Annotated in this window: 18 protein-coding genes and 2 pseudogenes; 9 read left to right on the top strand and 11 right to left on the bottom strand. The window is 42.5% G+C overall.

Features of this window, described 5'->3' with window-relative positions; all coding sequences use genetic code 11:
* Positions 1–24: 24 nt before the first annotated feature.
* Positions 25–1500, bottom strand: coding sequence for a recombinase family protein (locus D5270_RS14185; RefSeq protein ID WP_166544710.1), 1476 nt, complete (start codon positions 1498–1500; stop codon positions 25–27).
* An 84-nt stretch (positions 1501–1584) separates the two neighbouring features.
* Positions 1585–1761 (bottom strand): hypothetical protein, encoded by a 177-nt coding sequence (locus D5270_RS14190; RefSeq protein ID WP_166544711.1) that lies wholly within the window; start codon positions 1759–1761, stop codon positions 1585–1587.
* A 189-nt stretch (positions 1762–1950) separates the two neighbouring features.
* Between D5270_RS14190 and D5270_RS14195 the strand changes: the two genes are divergently transcribed.
* From D5270_RS14195 to D5270_RS14240, 9 genes and pseudogenes are all read left to right on the top strand, one after another.
* On the top strand, positions 1951–2466 hold the full coding sequence (locus D5270_RS14195; protein ID WP_166544712.1) for a hypothetical protein: 516 nt from the start codon (positions 1951–1953) through the stop codon (positions 2464–2466).
* A 16-nt stretch (positions 2467–2482) separates the two neighbouring features.
* Complete coding sequence (locus D5270_RS14200; RefSeq protein ID WP_279286505.1) at positions 2483–2974, top strand: transposase; 492 nt, start codon at positions 2483–2485, stop codon at positions 2972–2974.
* A gap of 501 nt (positions 2975–3475) precedes the next feature.
* The gene (locus tag D5270_RS17070) at positions 3476–3739 is read left to right on the top strand and encodes a transposase (protein ID WP_279286506.1); all 264 of its coding nucleotides are present in this window, start codon (positions 3476–3478) and stop codon (positions 3737–3739) included.
* Positions 3740–4177: 438 nt separating this feature from the next.
* Positions 4178–4492: a helix-turn-helix domain-containing protein gene (locus tag D5270_RS14215; protein ID WP_166544715.1), complete on the top strand. Its 315-nt coding sequence runs from the start codon at positions 4178–4180 to the stop codon at positions 4490–4492.
* Between the two features lie 170 nt (positions 4493–4662).
* Positions 4663–4977, top strand: coding sequence for a helix-turn-helix domain-containing protein (locus tag D5270_RS14220; protein WP_166544716.1), 315 nt, complete (start codon positions 4663–4665; stop codon positions 4975–4977).
* A 173-nt stretch (positions 4978–5150) separates the two neighbouring features.
* A complete protein-coding gene (locus D5270_RS14225; protein WP_166544717.1) occupies positions 5151–5492 on the top strand; it encodes a helix-turn-helix domain-containing protein in 342 nt (113 codons plus the stop codon).
* Between the two features lie 120 nt (positions 5493–5612).
* Positions 5613–5912, top strand: a complete 300-nt coding sequence (locus D5270_RS14230; protein WP_166544718.1) for a helix-turn-helix domain-containing protein — start codon at positions 5613–5615, stop codon at positions 5910–5912.
* Positions 5913–6065: 153 nt separating this feature from the next.
* Positions 6066–6269: a helix-turn-helix domain-containing protein gene (locus D5270_RS14235; RefSeq protein WP_166544719.1), complete on the top strand. Its 204-nt coding sequence runs from the start codon at positions 6066–6068 to the stop codon at positions 6267–6269.
* Between the two features lie 283 nt (positions 6270–6552).
* A pseudogene (locus D5270_RS14240) lies at positions 6553–7204 on the top strand (SDR family oxidoreductase).
* Positions 7205–7633: 429 nt separating this feature from the next.
* Here D5270_RS14240 and D5270_RS14245 read toward each other — a convergent pair.
* From D5270_RS14245 to D5270_RS14285, 9 genes and pseudogenes are all read right to left on the bottom strand, one after another.
* On the bottom strand, positions 7634–8908 hold the full coding sequence (locus D5270_RS14245) for a B12-binding domain-containing radical SAM protein (RefSeq protein ID WP_330587536.1): 1275 nt from the start codon (positions 8906–8908) through the stop codon (positions 7634–7636).
* A 197-nt stretch (positions 8909–9105) separates the two neighbouring features.
* Positions 9106–9345 (bottom strand): hypothetical protein, encoded by a 240-nt coding sequence (locus D5270_RS14250; RefSeq protein WP_166544720.1) that lies wholly within the window; start codon positions 9343–9345, stop codon positions 9106–9108.
* A gap of 81 nt (positions 9346–9426) precedes the next feature.
* Positions 9427–10581 (bottom strand): UDP-N-acetylglucosamine 2-epimerase, encoded by a 1155-nt coding sequence (gene neuC / locus D5270_RS14255; protein WP_166544721.1) that lies wholly within the window; start codon positions 10579–10581, stop codon positions 9427–9429.
* Positions 10578–11270, bottom strand: a complete 693-nt coding sequence (locus D5270_RS14260; RefSeq protein ID WP_166544722.1) for an acylneuraminate cytidylyltransferase family protein — start codon at positions 11268–11270, stop codon at positions 10578–10580. Before D5270_RS14260 ends, neuC begins: the two co-directional genes overlap by 4 nt.
* Before the next feature lie 4 nt (positions 11271–11274).
* On the bottom strand, positions 11275–12408 hold the full coding sequence (locus tag D5270_RS14265; protein ID WP_166544723.1) for a GDSL-type esterase/lipase family protein: 1134 nt from the start codon (positions 12406–12408) through the stop codon (positions 11275–11277).
* Between the two features lie 24 nt (positions 12409–12432).
* Entirely contained in the window at positions 12433–13473 is a 1041-nt protein-coding gene (neuB, locus tag D5270_RS14270; RefSeq protein ID WP_166544724.1) for an N-acetylneuraminate synthase, read from the bottom strand.
* 41 nt (positions 13474–13514) lie between these two features.
* Positions 13515–14147 carry an acetyltransferase gene (locus D5270_RS14275; protein ID WP_166544725.1) on the bottom strand — a complete coding sequence of 211 codons (633 nt, stop codon included), beginning with the start codon at positions 14145–14147 and terminating at the stop codon, positions 13515–13517.
* Positions 14148–14361: 214 nt separating this feature from the next.
* Positions 14362–15471 carry a hypothetical protein gene (locus D5270_RS14280; RefSeq protein WP_166544726.1) on the bottom strand — a complete coding sequence of 370 codons (1110 nt, stop codon included), beginning with the start codon at positions 15469–15471 and terminating at the stop codon, positions 14362–14364.
* A gap of 12 nt (positions 15472–15483) precedes the next feature.
* Positions 15484–15765: pseudogene (locus D5270_RS14285) on the bottom strand (GDP-mannose 4,6-dehydratase); the annotation flags it as partial.

The following is a 15765-nucleotide window of genomic DNA, read 5'->3' on the forward strand; positions in this document are numbered from 1 at the left end:
TGGCATAATACAAAGCAAAAATTTTTAGATTTTCCAGTGTATCACGCGCTCGGTGCTGGTAGCCTCGATTTTGGAAATCAGCGTATCCACAACACGCCGCTTGTCGTCAAAACTAACCTCGTCCCAGTTTTTGAGATAGCCGGATATGCTATCAAGCTGAGAGGTTGAAACAGAATTAGCGGTGAGGTCGGCCACCAGCTTTAACTGTTTTTGCCGTTCTGCGTCCAATTCTTCAATGCGGTTATTTGCGTACTGTAACAAGAGAGGGTTTGCACCGGTCAGCGTGTCAATCAGCTTTTCAATCTCGCTTTCAATTTTGGCAAGTTTGGCGCGGGCGGCGGTGAGCTTTGGATTATAGCCCTCCGCCTTGCCGCCCCTCAACGTCTGAAATTCCCGCATCTTCTTAACCATTTCATTATAGACCGATTTTTCCAGCTCGTGCCGTGTCAGCGTTCCGGGCCCCGGACAGCTTTTGTTTTCTACGCGCTGTCTGCATCTCATGTACGTCACCCCATTTGCGGCGTTCAGACCTACTAACGCATATCCGCAGCACCCGCACTTGATTTTCCCGGCCAGCCATGTATTATGGCATTTCCGGCCATTCTGGAACGTGGTATTTTGGGATAGCTTGTGCTGGACGTTCAGCCAGAGCACCGAGGGAATACGGCCCTTGTGGGGAGCGATAACAAGAATATTTTCCTCCCCCTCCCGGCCCTGGTATAAGTAACAACTATAATCACCCGTGAACAGTTCCGGGGGGCTTTCGATTTTCGCGCCCTGGGCTTTGAAGTGTTCGTAAATATCCATATCAGCCTGGACGTAAACCGGGTTACGCAGGAGCTGCGCCAAAAATCCCCGTTTCAGCGTTTTCCCGTACACTTGAATTTCATTTTCGGTGAAATACCGGGTAATATCGCCGTAGGAGGTTTCGGGCTCCGCATACATTTCATACATCAATTCGGCGTATTCCATCTCGGCGGTTTCAATCAGCCGTTTTGTTTTGATACCGTCCATCACGATGGGCTCCGTGTCAAAACCGTATGGAGCGCGGCCCCGCATATAGTAGCCCTTGGCACACCGGGAATAAAAGGCGTCCGTCACACGCATCTGGATGCTTTCCCGTTCCAGTTGGGCAAACACGATGCAGATATTGAGCATCGCCCGGCCCATCGGGGTTGATGTATCAAATTTTTCGGTGCAGGAAACAAATTCCACATTGTACTGTTTGAACAGCTCCATCAGCTTTGCAAAATCCACGATGGAGCGGCTGATCCTGCGGTAGACAATCACCCGCCGGATAAGCCCGGTTCTGATGTCTTTCAAGAGCTGCTGGAAATCGGGCCGTTCAATGTTCTTGCCGGAGTACCCTTTGTCCTTGTATTCTTTCGCCTCACCGCCTTTTAGCTCGTAACGGCAAAATTCAAATTGACTTTCAATGCTGATGCTGTCCTTTTTGTCAATCGACTGCCGCCCATAAATCGCATCTATTCTATTATCCATAATTAGCTCCCTTCCGTTAAACGGGAGCCAACCTACAATTATATTATACCTCGGGCGGCCCCATGTCACAAGGATGTCGATAGGTTACACGCGCTGTCCGGCGTACTTGCTGAACACGTCAAACAGCTTTTGTTCTACTTCACGTTTGCGCTGTTCCCGTTCCTTCGGAAGGAGAATGGGGGTAAGGTTTTTGATAGTGATTGTCCGCTCTCCCATAACAACGGTTTTGACTTCGCTTTGATACTTTGGCTGTGTTTGCATGAACTCCCTCCCATTTCTTAAAATTTTTGACAGCAAAAAAGGGCGGCACTTTTTACAGTGTCGCCCTGTGGCCTGCCCCGGCTTTGACACAAAGAGGGCCTGTTGGCAAAGTTGGTATTGACAAGAAGGAGAAGTTATTGTACAATACAATTAGCACGTGCTACAAAATAAAAATAAGGAGGATAAAAAATGAATGTAGTGCTGGAACTTCAAAAGTTAAAAGAGGAATTGGTTCTAGAAATTGACGGAAAGATTGAGGAAACAATTGAAAAACTACGCACAGATGGACAGACAGTTTCTGAAAGAGAGAATGTACCGGTAAGAGAATATGAGAGCATTTATCCTTTGAATGCTGGAACTGGTATATATAAAGGAAAACGTCCAACAGGAGTGGTCTTTGCAGGAGGTGAGAGAATAGAAAGTCCAACGTGGAAAAAAGTTATGGAAGAAATTCTGAAAGATTGCTGTAAAAGTTCAACGAGACGGCAGGCGCTTATGGATCTTCGGGGAAAAATTTTAGGGCGGAATCGTGTATTGGTGGGCAGCGAAACCGGGAAAATGCGCAGTCCTATAAAAATAGATGAAGCCCTATATGTGGAAACACATTATGATACAGAGACGTTGTTGCGCATATTGACAACGCGGATACTGGATGAAGTAGGTTACGATTACAGCAAGATACGGATTGCAGTGAAGACAGAATGAGCAGGAGGAGACGTCTATGCAGCTGAAAATACACGTCATTACAATAGAGGATCTGGCGCCCGCCGGTTACCTTCTTCGAAAGTTGGATGCTGTACATGGCTTCTCCTTTGTTTATGAAGAAACTGCATGTCCGTATCACCAGCGAAGTGGCCGTCCTCCTATCGATCCTGTTATGTTGGCAAAATACTTATTGATGGGTTTTCTATACGGCATCCCCGCTAAGCGGCAGATCGAACAGTGCATCCGGACAGACGTAACTCTTCGCTGGTACCTGGGACTGGATCTGTTTGACAGTGTGGCGGATCATAGTACGATTTCTCAGCTGCGGCGGAAACCCTGGTTTCGGAAGATATTCCGGCGGTTGTTTGAGGAAGTGGTGAGGCAGTGCGTACAGAGTGGCCTGGTGAGCGGGTGGCTGGCGGTGACGAATTCCACCCATGTAAAGGCCAACGTGTCCCGAGCGTCGGAGCATGAGATTGACGTACAGGAAGAGGCCGGGAACTATTAGGAACGGCTGGACGCTTACTAGGAGGAGGGGCTGGAAGAACTGAAACGGCAGACGGGAAAGCGCCGGGCGGGACGGACAAAGCAGGTCAAAAGGACAGGCGGCGTTCCCGCAAGAAGGTGAGCCGCACGGACCCGGAGGCTGGCTACATGAAGCGGCCTGACAAGCCAATGGGTTTTATTATCTGTCCCATCAGACCACCGACCCGGATCATGGCATTATCACCGCCGTGACCGTAACGCCGGGGGATGTGCATGACTCCCGGCCTTGCCTGGAGCAGTTAGAGTAAAATATCGTACCCTTGCAAGCTGCGGCGACAGATTCCGCCTATGACTTCCCGCTGGCCCATGGGGTGTTGGCGGAACTTGGCATTGACTTTTTTGTCGTGCCCCAGCCAGCCCATGACCGCACGAAAGCTGAATTGAAGCGGGAGTGGGCTGTTCTGGGAACACTGGGCGGACAATAAAGACAACGGCAGCTGCCCTTTGCGGCAAAAGTGTTTAAATGAGACGGACAAGGCCGGCGCCAGAAAACTCCAGGATAGCTATTTCAAGCCTGTTGTTCAGCGGCATTTCTCCAGGCAGTGGAAACCGGAATACGGGAGGCGCTCAAGCTCCGCAGATCTGGTGCGAAGGTACTTTTGCCGCGCAGAAGTGGGGGCACAACATGGCACGCGTCTTACGACGAGGTTTAGAGGCAGTGGAGAACCACTGCCTCCTTTCTCCCACGGCCTTGAATCTCAAAAGGACGATAAGAAGCATGGACTGACGCCGGAAGGCGTCTTTTTTCTTGTCTAAAACCAGATTTGTTCCCAAAATGTGGATACTTTGTCAATAGGCACATCTTGGGACGCATTATAGTGGAAGAACCTGTACAGTACCGGCCGTCTTTATCTTCTGGCTCACCATTCCTTATCACAATGTACAACTCCACGGCTGTAAAGCTCCGTAATGGTAGCTTTCAGCCTTTTTCTATCCATTCCAATACCATAATGCCGTTGCTTTATCTGAACACGGTCGTATATGACAATTTCCCCTCCTTGGTACAACTTCTTTTGCTTACTGTAATTTCAGACTCGCTGGGCGTGCAATCTATGCCATATATCACTTAATTAAAGTGATATATGGCAAAAAATACACACCAGTTATGCACCTATCCGGTTCTTGCACTGTGTATAATAGAAATATACTGGAGAGGTTTTAACTGATGGATATTGAATATGTGCGGCAAAGAATTACAGAGTTGCGAGTAAAAAGGAATATATCAGAGTACCAATTAAGCTATGTTCTTGGACACAGTAAGAATTATGTCCATAACATTGTGAATGGCTACTCGCAACCTTCTGTAAAGGAATTGCTGTATCTTATAGAAGTGCTTGGTGTCACTCCACGAGATTTCTTTGACGAGACAGATGAATTTAGTAATCCTTATCTCTCTAAAAAGATTATAGATGGTATCAAAAAGATGTCAGATGAAAATTTAGAAGCAGTTCTATTGATGATAGAACGATTAAATTCATAATTATTGTAAACGCACTCTGATTTTGGGGTGCCTTTTTTGTAGATTATATTTATATTCTATCATAGATCGCCGAAATGTGTCAACGCATTTCGACTAAAAACACGATTGTTAGTGTCGTATTGGGTCTATGTCTGTGCGATATAATAATTGCGGTTTAGCGAGGTGGTTTTATGAATGATGAGCAGGTCTATGATTTTGGCATTCGACTTCGACAACTCCGTGAGGAGCGCGGACTATCAAGAAATGCTTTCGCGCAAAAATTGGGAGTAAGTAAAGAGACTATATATCGCTATGAGAACAATGTACAAATTCCATCACTGGATAGAACAAAGCAAATAGCAATCATTTTGCGAACCTCTATCGACTACCTTGTAGGGCTGGATAATCAATACACTCTTAAATTTCCCAACTTGTCAAAAGGAGAGCGTGAGGCACTTAATCAATTCCTACGAGTTTTTGTGGATAAACAGATTCAAGAAAAGTGAGAGGTCTCCCATGCCGGACAGCATGGAAGGCTTTTTCAATCACATTCCCGCCTTCTATCAATAACGATGCTTTCCGTTTAATTCGTTTTACTAGCACGATATATTATAAATCCACTAAGGCGTTTAAGTCAAGACAAACATTACATAAACTAATGGTGTAAGGTGGTGTTGACTTGAATGACAAGAAAAGACTGGATGTAAAAATTGGCTCTAATATAAAGTGTGAGCGTGAACGGGCCGGATTTACGCAAGAAGAATTTTCTGAAATGATTGGCATAGGCTCTAAAAGCCTTTCCGCCGCAGAACGGGGTGTAGTGGGAATATCTTTACTCACGCTACAACGGGTCTGTACCGTTCTTTCTATCCCCAGTGACCGCATTCTCTTTGGAAACATTGCTGGCGCTGAAACAGACGAGATCACTGAACGCCTGCAACGGCTTTCACCCCAAAAATATGAAATTGCAAAGTCAATGCTTAGGGATTTATTAGCTGCTTTTGCTCTATCAGAAAGCTGATATAAAAACCTAGCGGTGGATTTGTTTTATCTTAACACGATTCGTCAAATATTGCAATACAAGTATTTTAGAAAAACCCTTCAGATAGGTCATAATCTCTTTTAGAAAGAGGTGTGGCCTATGTTTGCAAATCAATTAGGGTTTCTGCGGCGCAGCCAGCAGCTTACACAAGAGCAGTTGGCAGATAAACTAGGGGTAACAAAACAAAGTGTCAGTAATTGGGAAAATGGGAATATCATGCCTTCCGTTGAGATGCTTGAGAAAATTGCCGATTATTTTAATGTGAGTGTAGATTATCTGTTGGGGCGCAATGTGTTTGAGCAGGACAGCCTTTCCGTCATTGATGTTACGGGGCTGACTGCGGACGAAATTTCACACATTAAGCTCCTTGTTGACGATTTACGGGAACACAAGATTTGATTACCCCTTGCCCTCTTTTGTAGTTTTAGAAATTCCTCTACAAAATAGTCCGTTCTTTTTACCATCTTAGGCAGTGCTGCTTTTGGCACTGCCTTTGTTATGCTTTCTGACTTACCCGAAAGGCCATGTTGACTCTATATGGGGGTTATAGAGATGATTGTATTTGACCGGCTATGGAGCACTATGGAAAAGAGAGGCATGTCCACTTACACACTTCGGGAAAAGTGTGGCATTGACAGTAAAACGATCCGGCGGCTCCGGGCGAATGAAAATATAGAAACAAAGACGCTGGACAAGCTCTGTGACGCGCTGGACTGTTCCCTTGAGGATATCGCGGAATATATCAGGAAAAAGTAACCTTGCTTATTAAGAATGTGTCCCAAGTTCGAATCGTTGAAAAACTCAGGTAAGCTGATATGTCACTAGAGAATGGAAAAGCTGTCCGTATGCTCTTATGAAAGTATATCGGGAAGAATTGGGGGAGAAGTATCCCGCAGCGGCATAACTTGCCGGAAGGCTGACAGTACTCCTCACAGAGCTAACCTTGTGCGATGTGTTCGCCGTCACTTTTGCCATCATCTTATGCTCGTTGAGAGTACGCAAAGTCACCTAAATCATAAATTATAGGAGATCAAAAGATATGTTCAAAGACAAGGTAACCGTTATAACCGGCGGCGTGCAAGGTATTGGAAAGGCTATAGCAGAGGAATTCAGAGCCCAGGGTACGTCGGTATGTATTATCGATAAGCAGCCAAATGATTATTTTACTGGCGATATCGGCGATGAACAAACTTTAACTGCCTTTGTGGGCAAAGTTATCCAGGATTTCGACCATGTGGACTACTTCATCCATAACGCCCTGCAAGTGGGCATCACCGCGCCATTCTATCTCACCAAGCTGCTTTTGCCCCACTTTGCTCCCGGCATAGCGGTGATAAATATCTTCTCTTCACGGGACCGCATGAGCCAGCCTCAGGCCGAGAGCTATACGGCGGCAAAAGGGGGTGTCTTAGCACTGACTCACGCTATGGTGGTTTCTCCTGGCGGGGAGGGTGATGGTAAACTCTATTTCCCCAGGTTGGATTGACAACGGCAATACCCAGTATACCGGCCCCGATGCCCTTCAGCATCCGGCAGGACGGGTGGAAAACCCCATGGATATCGCCCATATGGCGCTGTTTCTCTGCTCGGATAAGGCCGGGTTCATTACCGGCGAAAACATCTGTATTGACGGCGGCATGACCCGGCAGATGGTCTACCACGGCGACTGCGGATGGACGCTGACCCTTTAACTTTGGTGTGATAGGCGACCTGAGAGCACTGTATATGAAATGAAAGTTCAGCTTTATGGCCCTCTCAGCAGCATAGGCGGCAACACTTTGGAAAGTGTTGCCTTTCCTGGCCCGAGTATGTATTATCAAAATTGAGCCTTAATATTCCTCAGATTGTCGATTAGGAGTACTTTGACCGGATGTACCGTGAACAGCTGATTGACGGTGACCAGTACAACAAATACTATGTGGTTTCCTCAGATAAAATGGAATTGGCCGTCAGCCGTATCACATATTTATGCCATCCCCATAGGCGGTGGAGAGCCGTGGCTTGTAACGCCAGATAGCCCAAGCTTCTGCACGGCTAATAGCTGGACAGCAAGGAACTGGTAAGGATGATCGTAGGCAAGTACGTATTTACCTTAAATTCTTATACATCGCTTACTACAATTAAGTTTGTCTAAATCCACGGAAAGTGGAATCTCTGTTAAAATATAGTTCCGCGCACGTTTTCTTATAAGCTTCCGCTTGGACTTCCAAGTAGCAATCGATAAGCCGCATATTTGCTTCATATAACTTTTTGTATATTTCCTCATCAGAATGTTTTGTGAAATTAACTGCCAGCAAATCGGAGTTTGTGTGCTTGTTTTCGTAGAAATCTGCGGTATCTCTTAATAAGCCATGCTCGATTGCATAGTCAAATAGTTCGCTTCCTGGATAAGGTGTTACTGGTCGTATAGTACGCAGTTGCGCATGGTCATCATATTTTAACAAAAATTCTACCGCTTCATCAATTGCCTCAAGTGGTTCATCTATATTGCCATATATGATATTCAGCCCGGGACTAATACCTACTTTTAGTGTATTTTCAATGCCGCGTGTAATTATTTTGCGTGTAAGCCCTTTATGCATGACAAATAAAGTCTTATCGTCCAAAGACTCTATTCCATAGTTTATAAAAACACAGCCAGCTTCCTTCATTTTCATTAAAACATCTATGTCCGCAAAATTCAAACGCCCATTGCAAGACCACTTTATATTGAGTTTCGCGTCAATGAAGGCCTGGCATAATTCTACCGTTCTTTCTCTGGAACTCATGAGCAGTTCATCGGAGAAAATGACATATTTAATGTTATATTTACTTTTCAAAAATTCTATTTCTGCTATTATACTTTCCGCGCTTCTAGGACGAAAACCCTTATCCATACGATAACAGAAGTTACAGGCAAATATGCACCCGCGCCCTGACAGAACTGGCAGGCACCGCTCATTACCCTGTATATGCGGTTCGCGCAATAGTGCATAATAATTCATGTCAAACAAATCCCACGCTGGCCAAGCGATGTCATCAACATTTTGTATTAATTCTCGGGTTTTAGTCCTTACATATACCCCATCATTATTGATGAACGCAATCCCGTCAACAGACTCTAACGTGCGCTTACCAGAAAAGGCGTCCAATAATTCCACATAGGTGATTTCTCCTTCTCCAATGCCCACAACATCTGCATCCGTCTTCTCTAAAAAATACTTTGGGTCTGCTGCCGGTCCATGTCCTCCGATAGTAAACTTGAAATATTCACGATTCTTTGAGGCGTTAATTGCTTTAGACAATTTAAGTAGCTTCTTATACTGATAATATCCGCCGATTACACTTACTTCAACTACGTCATAATCATGCTGATCTAAGTATTCTGTTAAATTTTCATCTGGCCAATGATAAATATCTTATTGATATATCGTCACCTCATGTCCTGCATTTCGAACTGCCGACGCCAGGTACGCTAACCCCTGCGGAAACCATGTGATATACGAGTCATTATCATAGGCAACAAATAGTATTTTCATTATGTTTCCTCCACATATGATTTTTCACTTATGCAATCTGTTTTAGTTTGCTGAATATAAATTCTTCTGAGAATTTAGCTTGAATTTATATATTCTTCTGCAACCTCATCCACAAAATCCGAATTTTTGCTATACCTATACTCTTTACTTTTATCTTGAGGCGCACTTGAAAAAGATTTGAAGCATTCATTTTTCTCTTTTGGAAAAATTGTATTACATTCCTCTATAGCGTAAAGATCTCCAGCTATAAGCGATAGAGGCTTTGATATGTCTAAGTGTATCGGATGATTGCTTGCAAAAACTGTTATTTTCATTTTTTACAGCCTCCCACTCATATTGCCATGCGGAAACATAAATCTAGCTTTCTCTTTATAATTGCCGCAAAATATTTTCATTCATAATATATCAAAGAAAGCTTTCACACCGCAGTTATCTTTTGCTACCGTTAATATATCAAGGGTTTCTTTATAATATCGCTTATACGCCATTGCTTGATAATACGGATTATCTATTTCGTCTACCTTAGAAGGAAGCTTTAAAATGTCCCGAATATATTTACGAATTTCATCGCTCCTACAAGCTGTATCTATCACACTATTTCCTCTAACCCTGCCTTTCTGTCTGTCACCAATATTAATCGTATATACACCTAAACTAGGAGCTTCAATAATTCCTGATGACGAATTCCCAATTAATCCTGCAGAATTTTTCACAAGAAGATGATACGCATCGGGGTGCAGGTTTTCGTAATATACCGTGTTTGCATTTTTGTCTACAAATTTCCTGATTTTGTCCCGAATATCATCTGAGTGAGTATCCGCATTTGACCCGAGAAATACAAACTTATAATCCGGAAAGTCCTCAAGCGCACACAGTAATTCATGCACTTGTTTTCCCGGACTTATTCCTGTTAATGTCTCCGGATGAAACAATATGACAAAATATTTTCGTGCATCCATCTTTTTGATTTCTTCTGGAACATTTTTAGTATCGATATATAGACAGTTTTCCGCGCCTAAAGAACCCAAATTAAAAACTCGCTCCGGGTCTTCTCCTAACTGAATCACACGCTGCCTATATTTTTCTGTTGCTGTAAAATGGAAGTAACTCATTTTTGTAATGGCGTGGCGGATAAATTCATCGTAATTTCCATATGTGGCCTCTCCGCCATGGATATGCAGGATAGGGATTCTTTGCATTGCTGCGGCAATTGCTATCGACAGCATTTCATATCTGTCTCCCAAGATAATTAGAAGGTCAGGCGGATATTCTGAAAAGAATCTGCCAAACTTATCTAAAACCTCAGCCATCGTATGCAGTATCGCTGCATTAGAGCTTGAATCCAACGACACCTTAACTTCTGCCCCAATATGGAATCCATCTCCATATATCAAATCGACTTGGTGTCCATACTTTTCATCCAACAGCGCTCCAGTTACCAGAATGCTTAAAGATACTCTCTCATCCTTATCCAACAGCTTTAGATAACGGCGCACAATCCCATAATCTGCACGGGAGCCCGTTGCAAATGCTACATTGAACTTTTTCATTTACAGCATAGCTCCAATCTCTTCTGCATACACAAGCAAGCTAATTCATAATCAATTTCGTCATCTATATCAATAGAATCTAACTTAGACATTTTATAGGCCAGGCTTCTTGGCCCAAAAAAGTGCTTTTGCTGTAAATATTCCTTAGGTTTCCCCATAAAAATTGCCCCGTTGGGCGAATATTCCACGTGAGCTTGCCTCCTATAATCCGCATAATTTTCATTAAAGTATTTTAAGCTGCCATCTTCACCTATTGGCTTTACAAGAGACTGCCCATGTTCTGCCTCTTTCACAGAAACCAAAAAGTCATAGTCACTAATGTGGTCATCAAAAAGATGTACCGCCTCGTTAATATGAGTGTCGTTACGCATAGGGGATGTAGGCTGTAAGAGAACAAAATAGTCTATCCAGAGCTCAATCCTATTTAGAAAATCTTCCAATACCATATAGGTCGAAGCCCAATCATTGGATAGTTTCTGGTCTCTATACATGACCTCAGCTCCGAAACTTTCTGCTATCTCACCGTATTTTTTTGAATCTGTGGATACAATAACTGCGTCAAAAAGATTTGTTTTTAGTGCAGCCTTGATTGAATAAGCCATAAGCGGTTCCCCGCATAAATCGATAATGTTCTTGTCACATAGGCCTTTTGAGCCGGAACGGGCCGGTATTACAGCAATCCTTTTCATAACTTCACCCAATTTCATATATTGCTCTCTCTACAATCCCCTGTAGGCATTTGTATCCACGAGCGTTAAAATGTAAGCCGTCTTCAGTGTACTCAGAGTTTAGATTTCCAAACTGGTCATCTAGTTCTTCCAGACTCACCCAGATCACATCCTGAAGCCTTTGCTTTAGATGTAAATTTAGCTCTGCAATCTTGTTATTATCACGGTCCATACGTCCATTCACATGAGCGCACTCTAAAAACATAATTGGTGCTGAATCATTATAGACTCTTATGTAATGCACCGTATCAGCAATATTTAAACACACTTTGTTTAAATCAAAATCGCCCACTATATCATTTGTACCATGCATCACCAGAAACATATCAGCACAGCAATTTAACATTCCTTTTGCCAATATCAAATTTTTATATTCCAAACTGGAGATACCTCTAATACCACAATTACATACTTTAAAACCACTTATTAATTCTATATTCCAATTATCTATCTGAGAATGTCCAACAAAACATATGGAAGGACCAGCAATACTTCCGCGTATCATATCTTCTTTCTCTGTAATGCGCTTTTGTATAGCTGCATCAAGGATAGTCCGCTTTTTCTCCTTTCCTTTTAGCACCAGAGCAAATTCAAAATCATTTGCATCATTGATGACCAATCCCTCGGTTTTACTAAGCTCATATTTCTCTAAAGCTGTTCTATCACTTATGTTTTTACAGAAATAAAACGCATTTACTGAAATAAATTCCACACAAACTGCTATATCAAAGAAGGGAGTCAAATCTAATTCCTGAAGCCTTACTACAGAACATAAAGCTGTTTCATTTATGCAAAACCTATCATATGCGGTTTGTAAAGTGTGGGGCGAAAGAAAGGGAGCCCTCCCGGATACCACGCAGAAGGCCTCGCCCTGAATATGACTTTTAAAATCGTGATTTATATAAATAGTATCCCCATATAAGCAATGTATTTGGTGTGCAACATATTCCGATTCTGTAACTGCAACTATTGATTCAAAAATGGACGCCTCTACCACCGTATCAATGGCATAAGCAAATACCGGTTTACCGCATAGATTAAGTGTCGAAAAATTACTAGACAACCGCTGGTCAGTCCGGCAATCAATATAGCAGACCATACAACGCACCCCATTTCAATTTATCTATGGTATCTGCCAAGGAAATCCCTCATGTTTTATCAGTTCATCTTCTTCAAAGCTGCATTCTGCCTTCATACCCAACAGGTTAAACCAGTCCATTGGGCTTATACCGTTTCCAGGCCGCTTACAGGTTAAATTATCTTCAGAAAAAACTTCTCCAATATTGATACGCCGCTTTGCGACAATAGACTTCCTAGCAACAATCCTGTTCTTCCTCTCTGAATCTGTCACCGTCTTTTGGCCTGTCCCCACCATTGTTTCTATCCGGCGGACACTGTCACATAGATACTTTAATTCTTCAGGTGTTGCAGAGGCTCTGTGGTCCGGCCCTGGTAAATTTTTGTCTAGGGTAAAATGTTTTTCAATCATGGAGATTCCTAAAACGGCAGCGCCAACTGCCGCAACCGTTCCTACTGAATGGTCTGAAAATCCGACAGAGCAAGAAGGAAATGCCGCCTTTAAATCTTCAATAGCTAAAAGATTTACATCTATATCCGGTGTTGGATATTCTGTATTGCAGTGCAGCAGTGTTACCTGCCCCTCAGATGTCCCCTCGGCTATAAGTATTGCTATACACTTCGATATTTCCTCCATTGTGGCCATACCTGTAGAGAGAATAATCTGTTTGTTTTCACATTTGAGCGCACCTATTTTTTGAAGATAGGGAAGATTGGTAATCTCACCAGATGGGATTTTCCATACGCTCTGTCCACTCGCGTACAGAAAGTCAATGGAGCTCATATCAAATGGGGTAGAAAAAACCTCGAGTTCATTTTCTAGGGCATATTGCTTTAGCTCTAGATAGTCCTCATGAGAAAGTTCTAATTTCTGCGTCATCTCTAATTGTGAATCTTCCGTACCAGTTGTAGCTTTTTGGTATTCGGCTTTGGGTGCGTATCTGGATATCAATTCCCCTGCTTGAAATGTTTGAAATTTTACTGCATCCACTCCACATTCTTTAGCCCGGAGCACCATTTCCCCGGCTATTTCTTTATCGCCATTATGATTGCATCCAATTTCCGCAACAATCTTAATTCTTCCCATATCTTTTAACCTTCCTTACATGATAATCATGTGCTTGAGTATTAGACAGGAACACTCTCTTCTTTTATAATCCTTGCAGGAATCCCTGCAACTGTCATACGTTCCCCCACGTCTTTTGTAACAACGGCACCTGCGCCAACTGTAGACCAATCCCCAATTATTTTCTGTCCGATAACAACAGAGCAGCTTCCAATGAAACTTCCAGTACCTACATGCACATCTCCATTTATCACCGAGTTTGTCGATAGGTTTACATGGTCAGATACATAGCAGCCATGTTCTACTAGCGCTTTTGTATTGACTATGGAGTTGTTCCCTATAGAGGCCATACTATTTATAATTGCAAACTTCCCAATGAAGCACCCATGTCCTATTTTGGCGTGAGGAGATACTAGAGCTGTATGGTCCACAATGGTTATTACACGTAAATTCCGCTGTCTCAAAAGTTCATACCAGTGCTTCCTGTCGTGGTTATTTCCAATAGATATGAAATATGTATATTTTTCTGGATTGTGAATGACATCCAAGTTTTTCCCTAAAATAGGATATCCCACATGTTCCGCCTTTTCAACGAAAGAGTCGATAAATCCTACGGGCCTGTAGTTATAAATGTCCAGTGAGTCCAGTGCAGATTTAGCGTATCCACCTGCTCCAATTAAAATCAGTTTCTCCATAATCCTTCACGTCCTAAGCTTGTACAAGAATTAGCATAAATATTTCACACTCTTCTTTGCTCCGCACTATTTTGCCATATGGTTAGTCAAATTTATAGCTTATCATTTTCTTTGCTTTTATCAAATTTTCCTATCATACTTTACCATCACCTGTTTATTTTTTAAATATATTATTTGTCAAAACATGTAAAATGCTGTTAATTTTGCGAAGATGTTATACGTTTAAAATCTCGCACTCATTTTTTTTCAATCCACAATGTGTCGATAAATAATTTTCTGTATAGACATCATGAAATATTCCCTTTAGCCCAACAGGATTTATTGATATAATTTCAGTGTCTGGGTAATGCCTTAAACATATCTTTTTCAGATAATCATATCCCTTTATCCATATAGGCACCTGGATTTCATTGATATGGGCATTAAGCATACTTCCGTCATAATGACCATCCACACTGCAATCACACCCTACCAGATAAATTCGTTTCGGCCTTGTATAAAGTGCAAACTGCAATGCGGGAAAAATTATGGATAGATACCCCATTAAAGGGTAGTATTCTATATTTGCATGGAATCGATTAAAAATTGGAGAAAAAAAGAATTTTCCTGTTTTTTCAGATTCCATCATATATTCTGGAATCTTATCGTTAATCCGGTCATTTTGATTTACACCAAAGAATTTGATAAAGTCGTAATTCTGCAGCTTTTTACACCACTCATGTACAAAATGGAACAAAAAATAGTAATCCAGTTTTAATCCATCCCGCAAAAAGCTGGAATTAGTACCTATATGAACAACTCCATTTATCTGTGAATAGTAGTTTAATGTAGGCCCACATCCCACTACCGCCACTGACTGCCCTTTATGACATCCTTTAAACTTAGAAAAAGTCTCTTTATGTGTATCCCGTATCTCGTTTGCCAAACACAATGCATCTAAATCCGATAGCATACGTGACTCTGCCAAATCTTCCATTGCCTGCATACTGGCCTCTACTAACTCTAATGGAGGAAAGATGACCTCTTGAAACCCCGCTCTACAGCATATATCATAAATCTCATCATACCCACGAAATGCTGTAATTAAAACAGATGCATCCGGCTCTAACTGTACCCATTCCTGCAAACTGCGAAGCGGCAACCCGGTATCCAAATAGGCCATACAAAAGCTGTCCTGTACTTTACTATTAGTTACACCTATCAGTTGGACCTGGATTGAGTTTGCTAGAAATGGTATAATGAGTTTTCCTGCATGGCCAGTTCCATATGCAATTAGTTTTTTCCCTACTAATTTATGAAGGAAAGAAGAACTACCCAACTCCATATCTTTTCCTCCTCACCGACTGTAGCTCTTTAAGGTTACTATTGTTTCACTCATTGCGTGGGCGCTTACAGGAGTCCATCCGAGTTTTTCCAATTTTTCTGCATTCAGCACCTGTCTAGAAATTTTGAAATACTCTTTTTTTTCCATACCACTTGACAGTTTAAAAACCACCTTACATCCCACTGTCTCTGCAGTCCGCTCTGCAAACTCCCGTACTGTCATTTGATAACCTCTGTCCGCAATATTATAGGCACTACCGGGCTCGCCCCTCTCCAACACCAGCAGCATCGCCGC

It is taken from the genome of Acutalibacter sp. 1XD8-36, assembly GCF_009917525.1.
Classification (GTDB): Bacteria; Bacillota; Clostridia; order Oscillospirales; family Acutalibacteraceae; genus Acutalibacter.

Bases quoted from the DNA above. Each gene is read 5' to 3' on its own strand.
- D5270_RS14185 (WP_166544710.1), bottom strand. From the start codon at position 1,500: ATGGATAATAGAATAGATGCGATTTATGGGCGGCAGTCGATTGACAAA.
- D5270_RS14190 (WP_166544711.1), bottom strand. From the start codon at position 1,761: ATGCAAACACAGCCAAAGTATCAAAGCGAAGTCAAAACCGTTGTTATG.
- D5270_RS14195 (WP_166544712.1), top strand. From the start codon at position 1,951: ATGAATGTAGTGCTGGAACTTCAAAAGTTAAAAGAGGAATTGGTTCTA.
- D5270_RS14200 (WP_279286505.1), top strand. From the start codon at position 2,483: ATGCAGCTGAAAATACACGTCATTACAATAGAGGATCTGGCGCCCGCC.
- D5270_RS17070 (WP_279286506.1), top strand. From the start codon at position 3,476: ATGAGACGGACAAGGCCGGCGCCAGAAAACTCCAGGATAGCTATTTCA.
- D5270_RS14215 (WP_166544715.1), top strand. From the start codon at position 4,178: ATGGATATTGAATATGTGCGGCAAAGAATTACAGAGTTGCGAGTAAAA.
- D5270_RS14220 (WP_166544716.1), top strand. From the start codon at position 4,663: ATGAATGATGAGCAGGTCTATGATTTTGGCATTCGACTTCGACAACTC.
- D5270_RS14230 (WP_166544718.1), top strand. From the start codon at position 5,613: ATGTTTGCAAATCAATTAGGGTTTCTGCGGCGCAGCCAGCAGCTTACA.
- D5270_RS14235 (WP_166544719.1), top strand. From the start codon at position 6,066: ATGATTGTATTTGACCGGCTATGGAGCACTATGGAAAAGAGAGGCATG.
- D5270_RS14250 (WP_166544720.1), bottom strand. From the start codon at position 9,345: ATGAAAATAACAGTTTTTGCAAGCAATCATCCGATACACTTAGACATA.
- neuC (WP_166544721.1), bottom strand. From the start codon at position 10,581: ATGAAAAAGTTCAATGTAGCATTTGCAACGGGCTCCCGTGCAGATTAT.
- D5270_RS14260 (WP_166544722.1), bottom strand. From the start codon at position 11,270: ATGAAAAGGATTGCTGTAATACCGGCCCGTTCCGGCTCAAAAGGCCTA.
- D5270_RS14265 (WP_166544723.1), bottom strand. From the start codon at position 12,408: ATGGTCTGCTATATTGATTGCCGGACTGACCAGCGGTTGTCTAGTAAT.
- neuB (WP_166544724.1), bottom strand. From the start codon at position 13,473: ATGGGAAGAATTAAGATTGTTGCGGAAATTGGATGCAATCATAATGGC.
- D5270_RS14275 (WP_166544725.1), bottom strand. From the start codon at position 14,147: ATGGAGAAACTGATTTTAATTGGAGCAGGTGGATACGCTAAATCTGCA.
- D5270_RS14280 (WP_166544726.1), bottom strand. From the start codon at position 15,471: ATGGAGTTGGGTAGTTCTTCTTTCCTTCATAAATTAGTAGGGAAAAAA.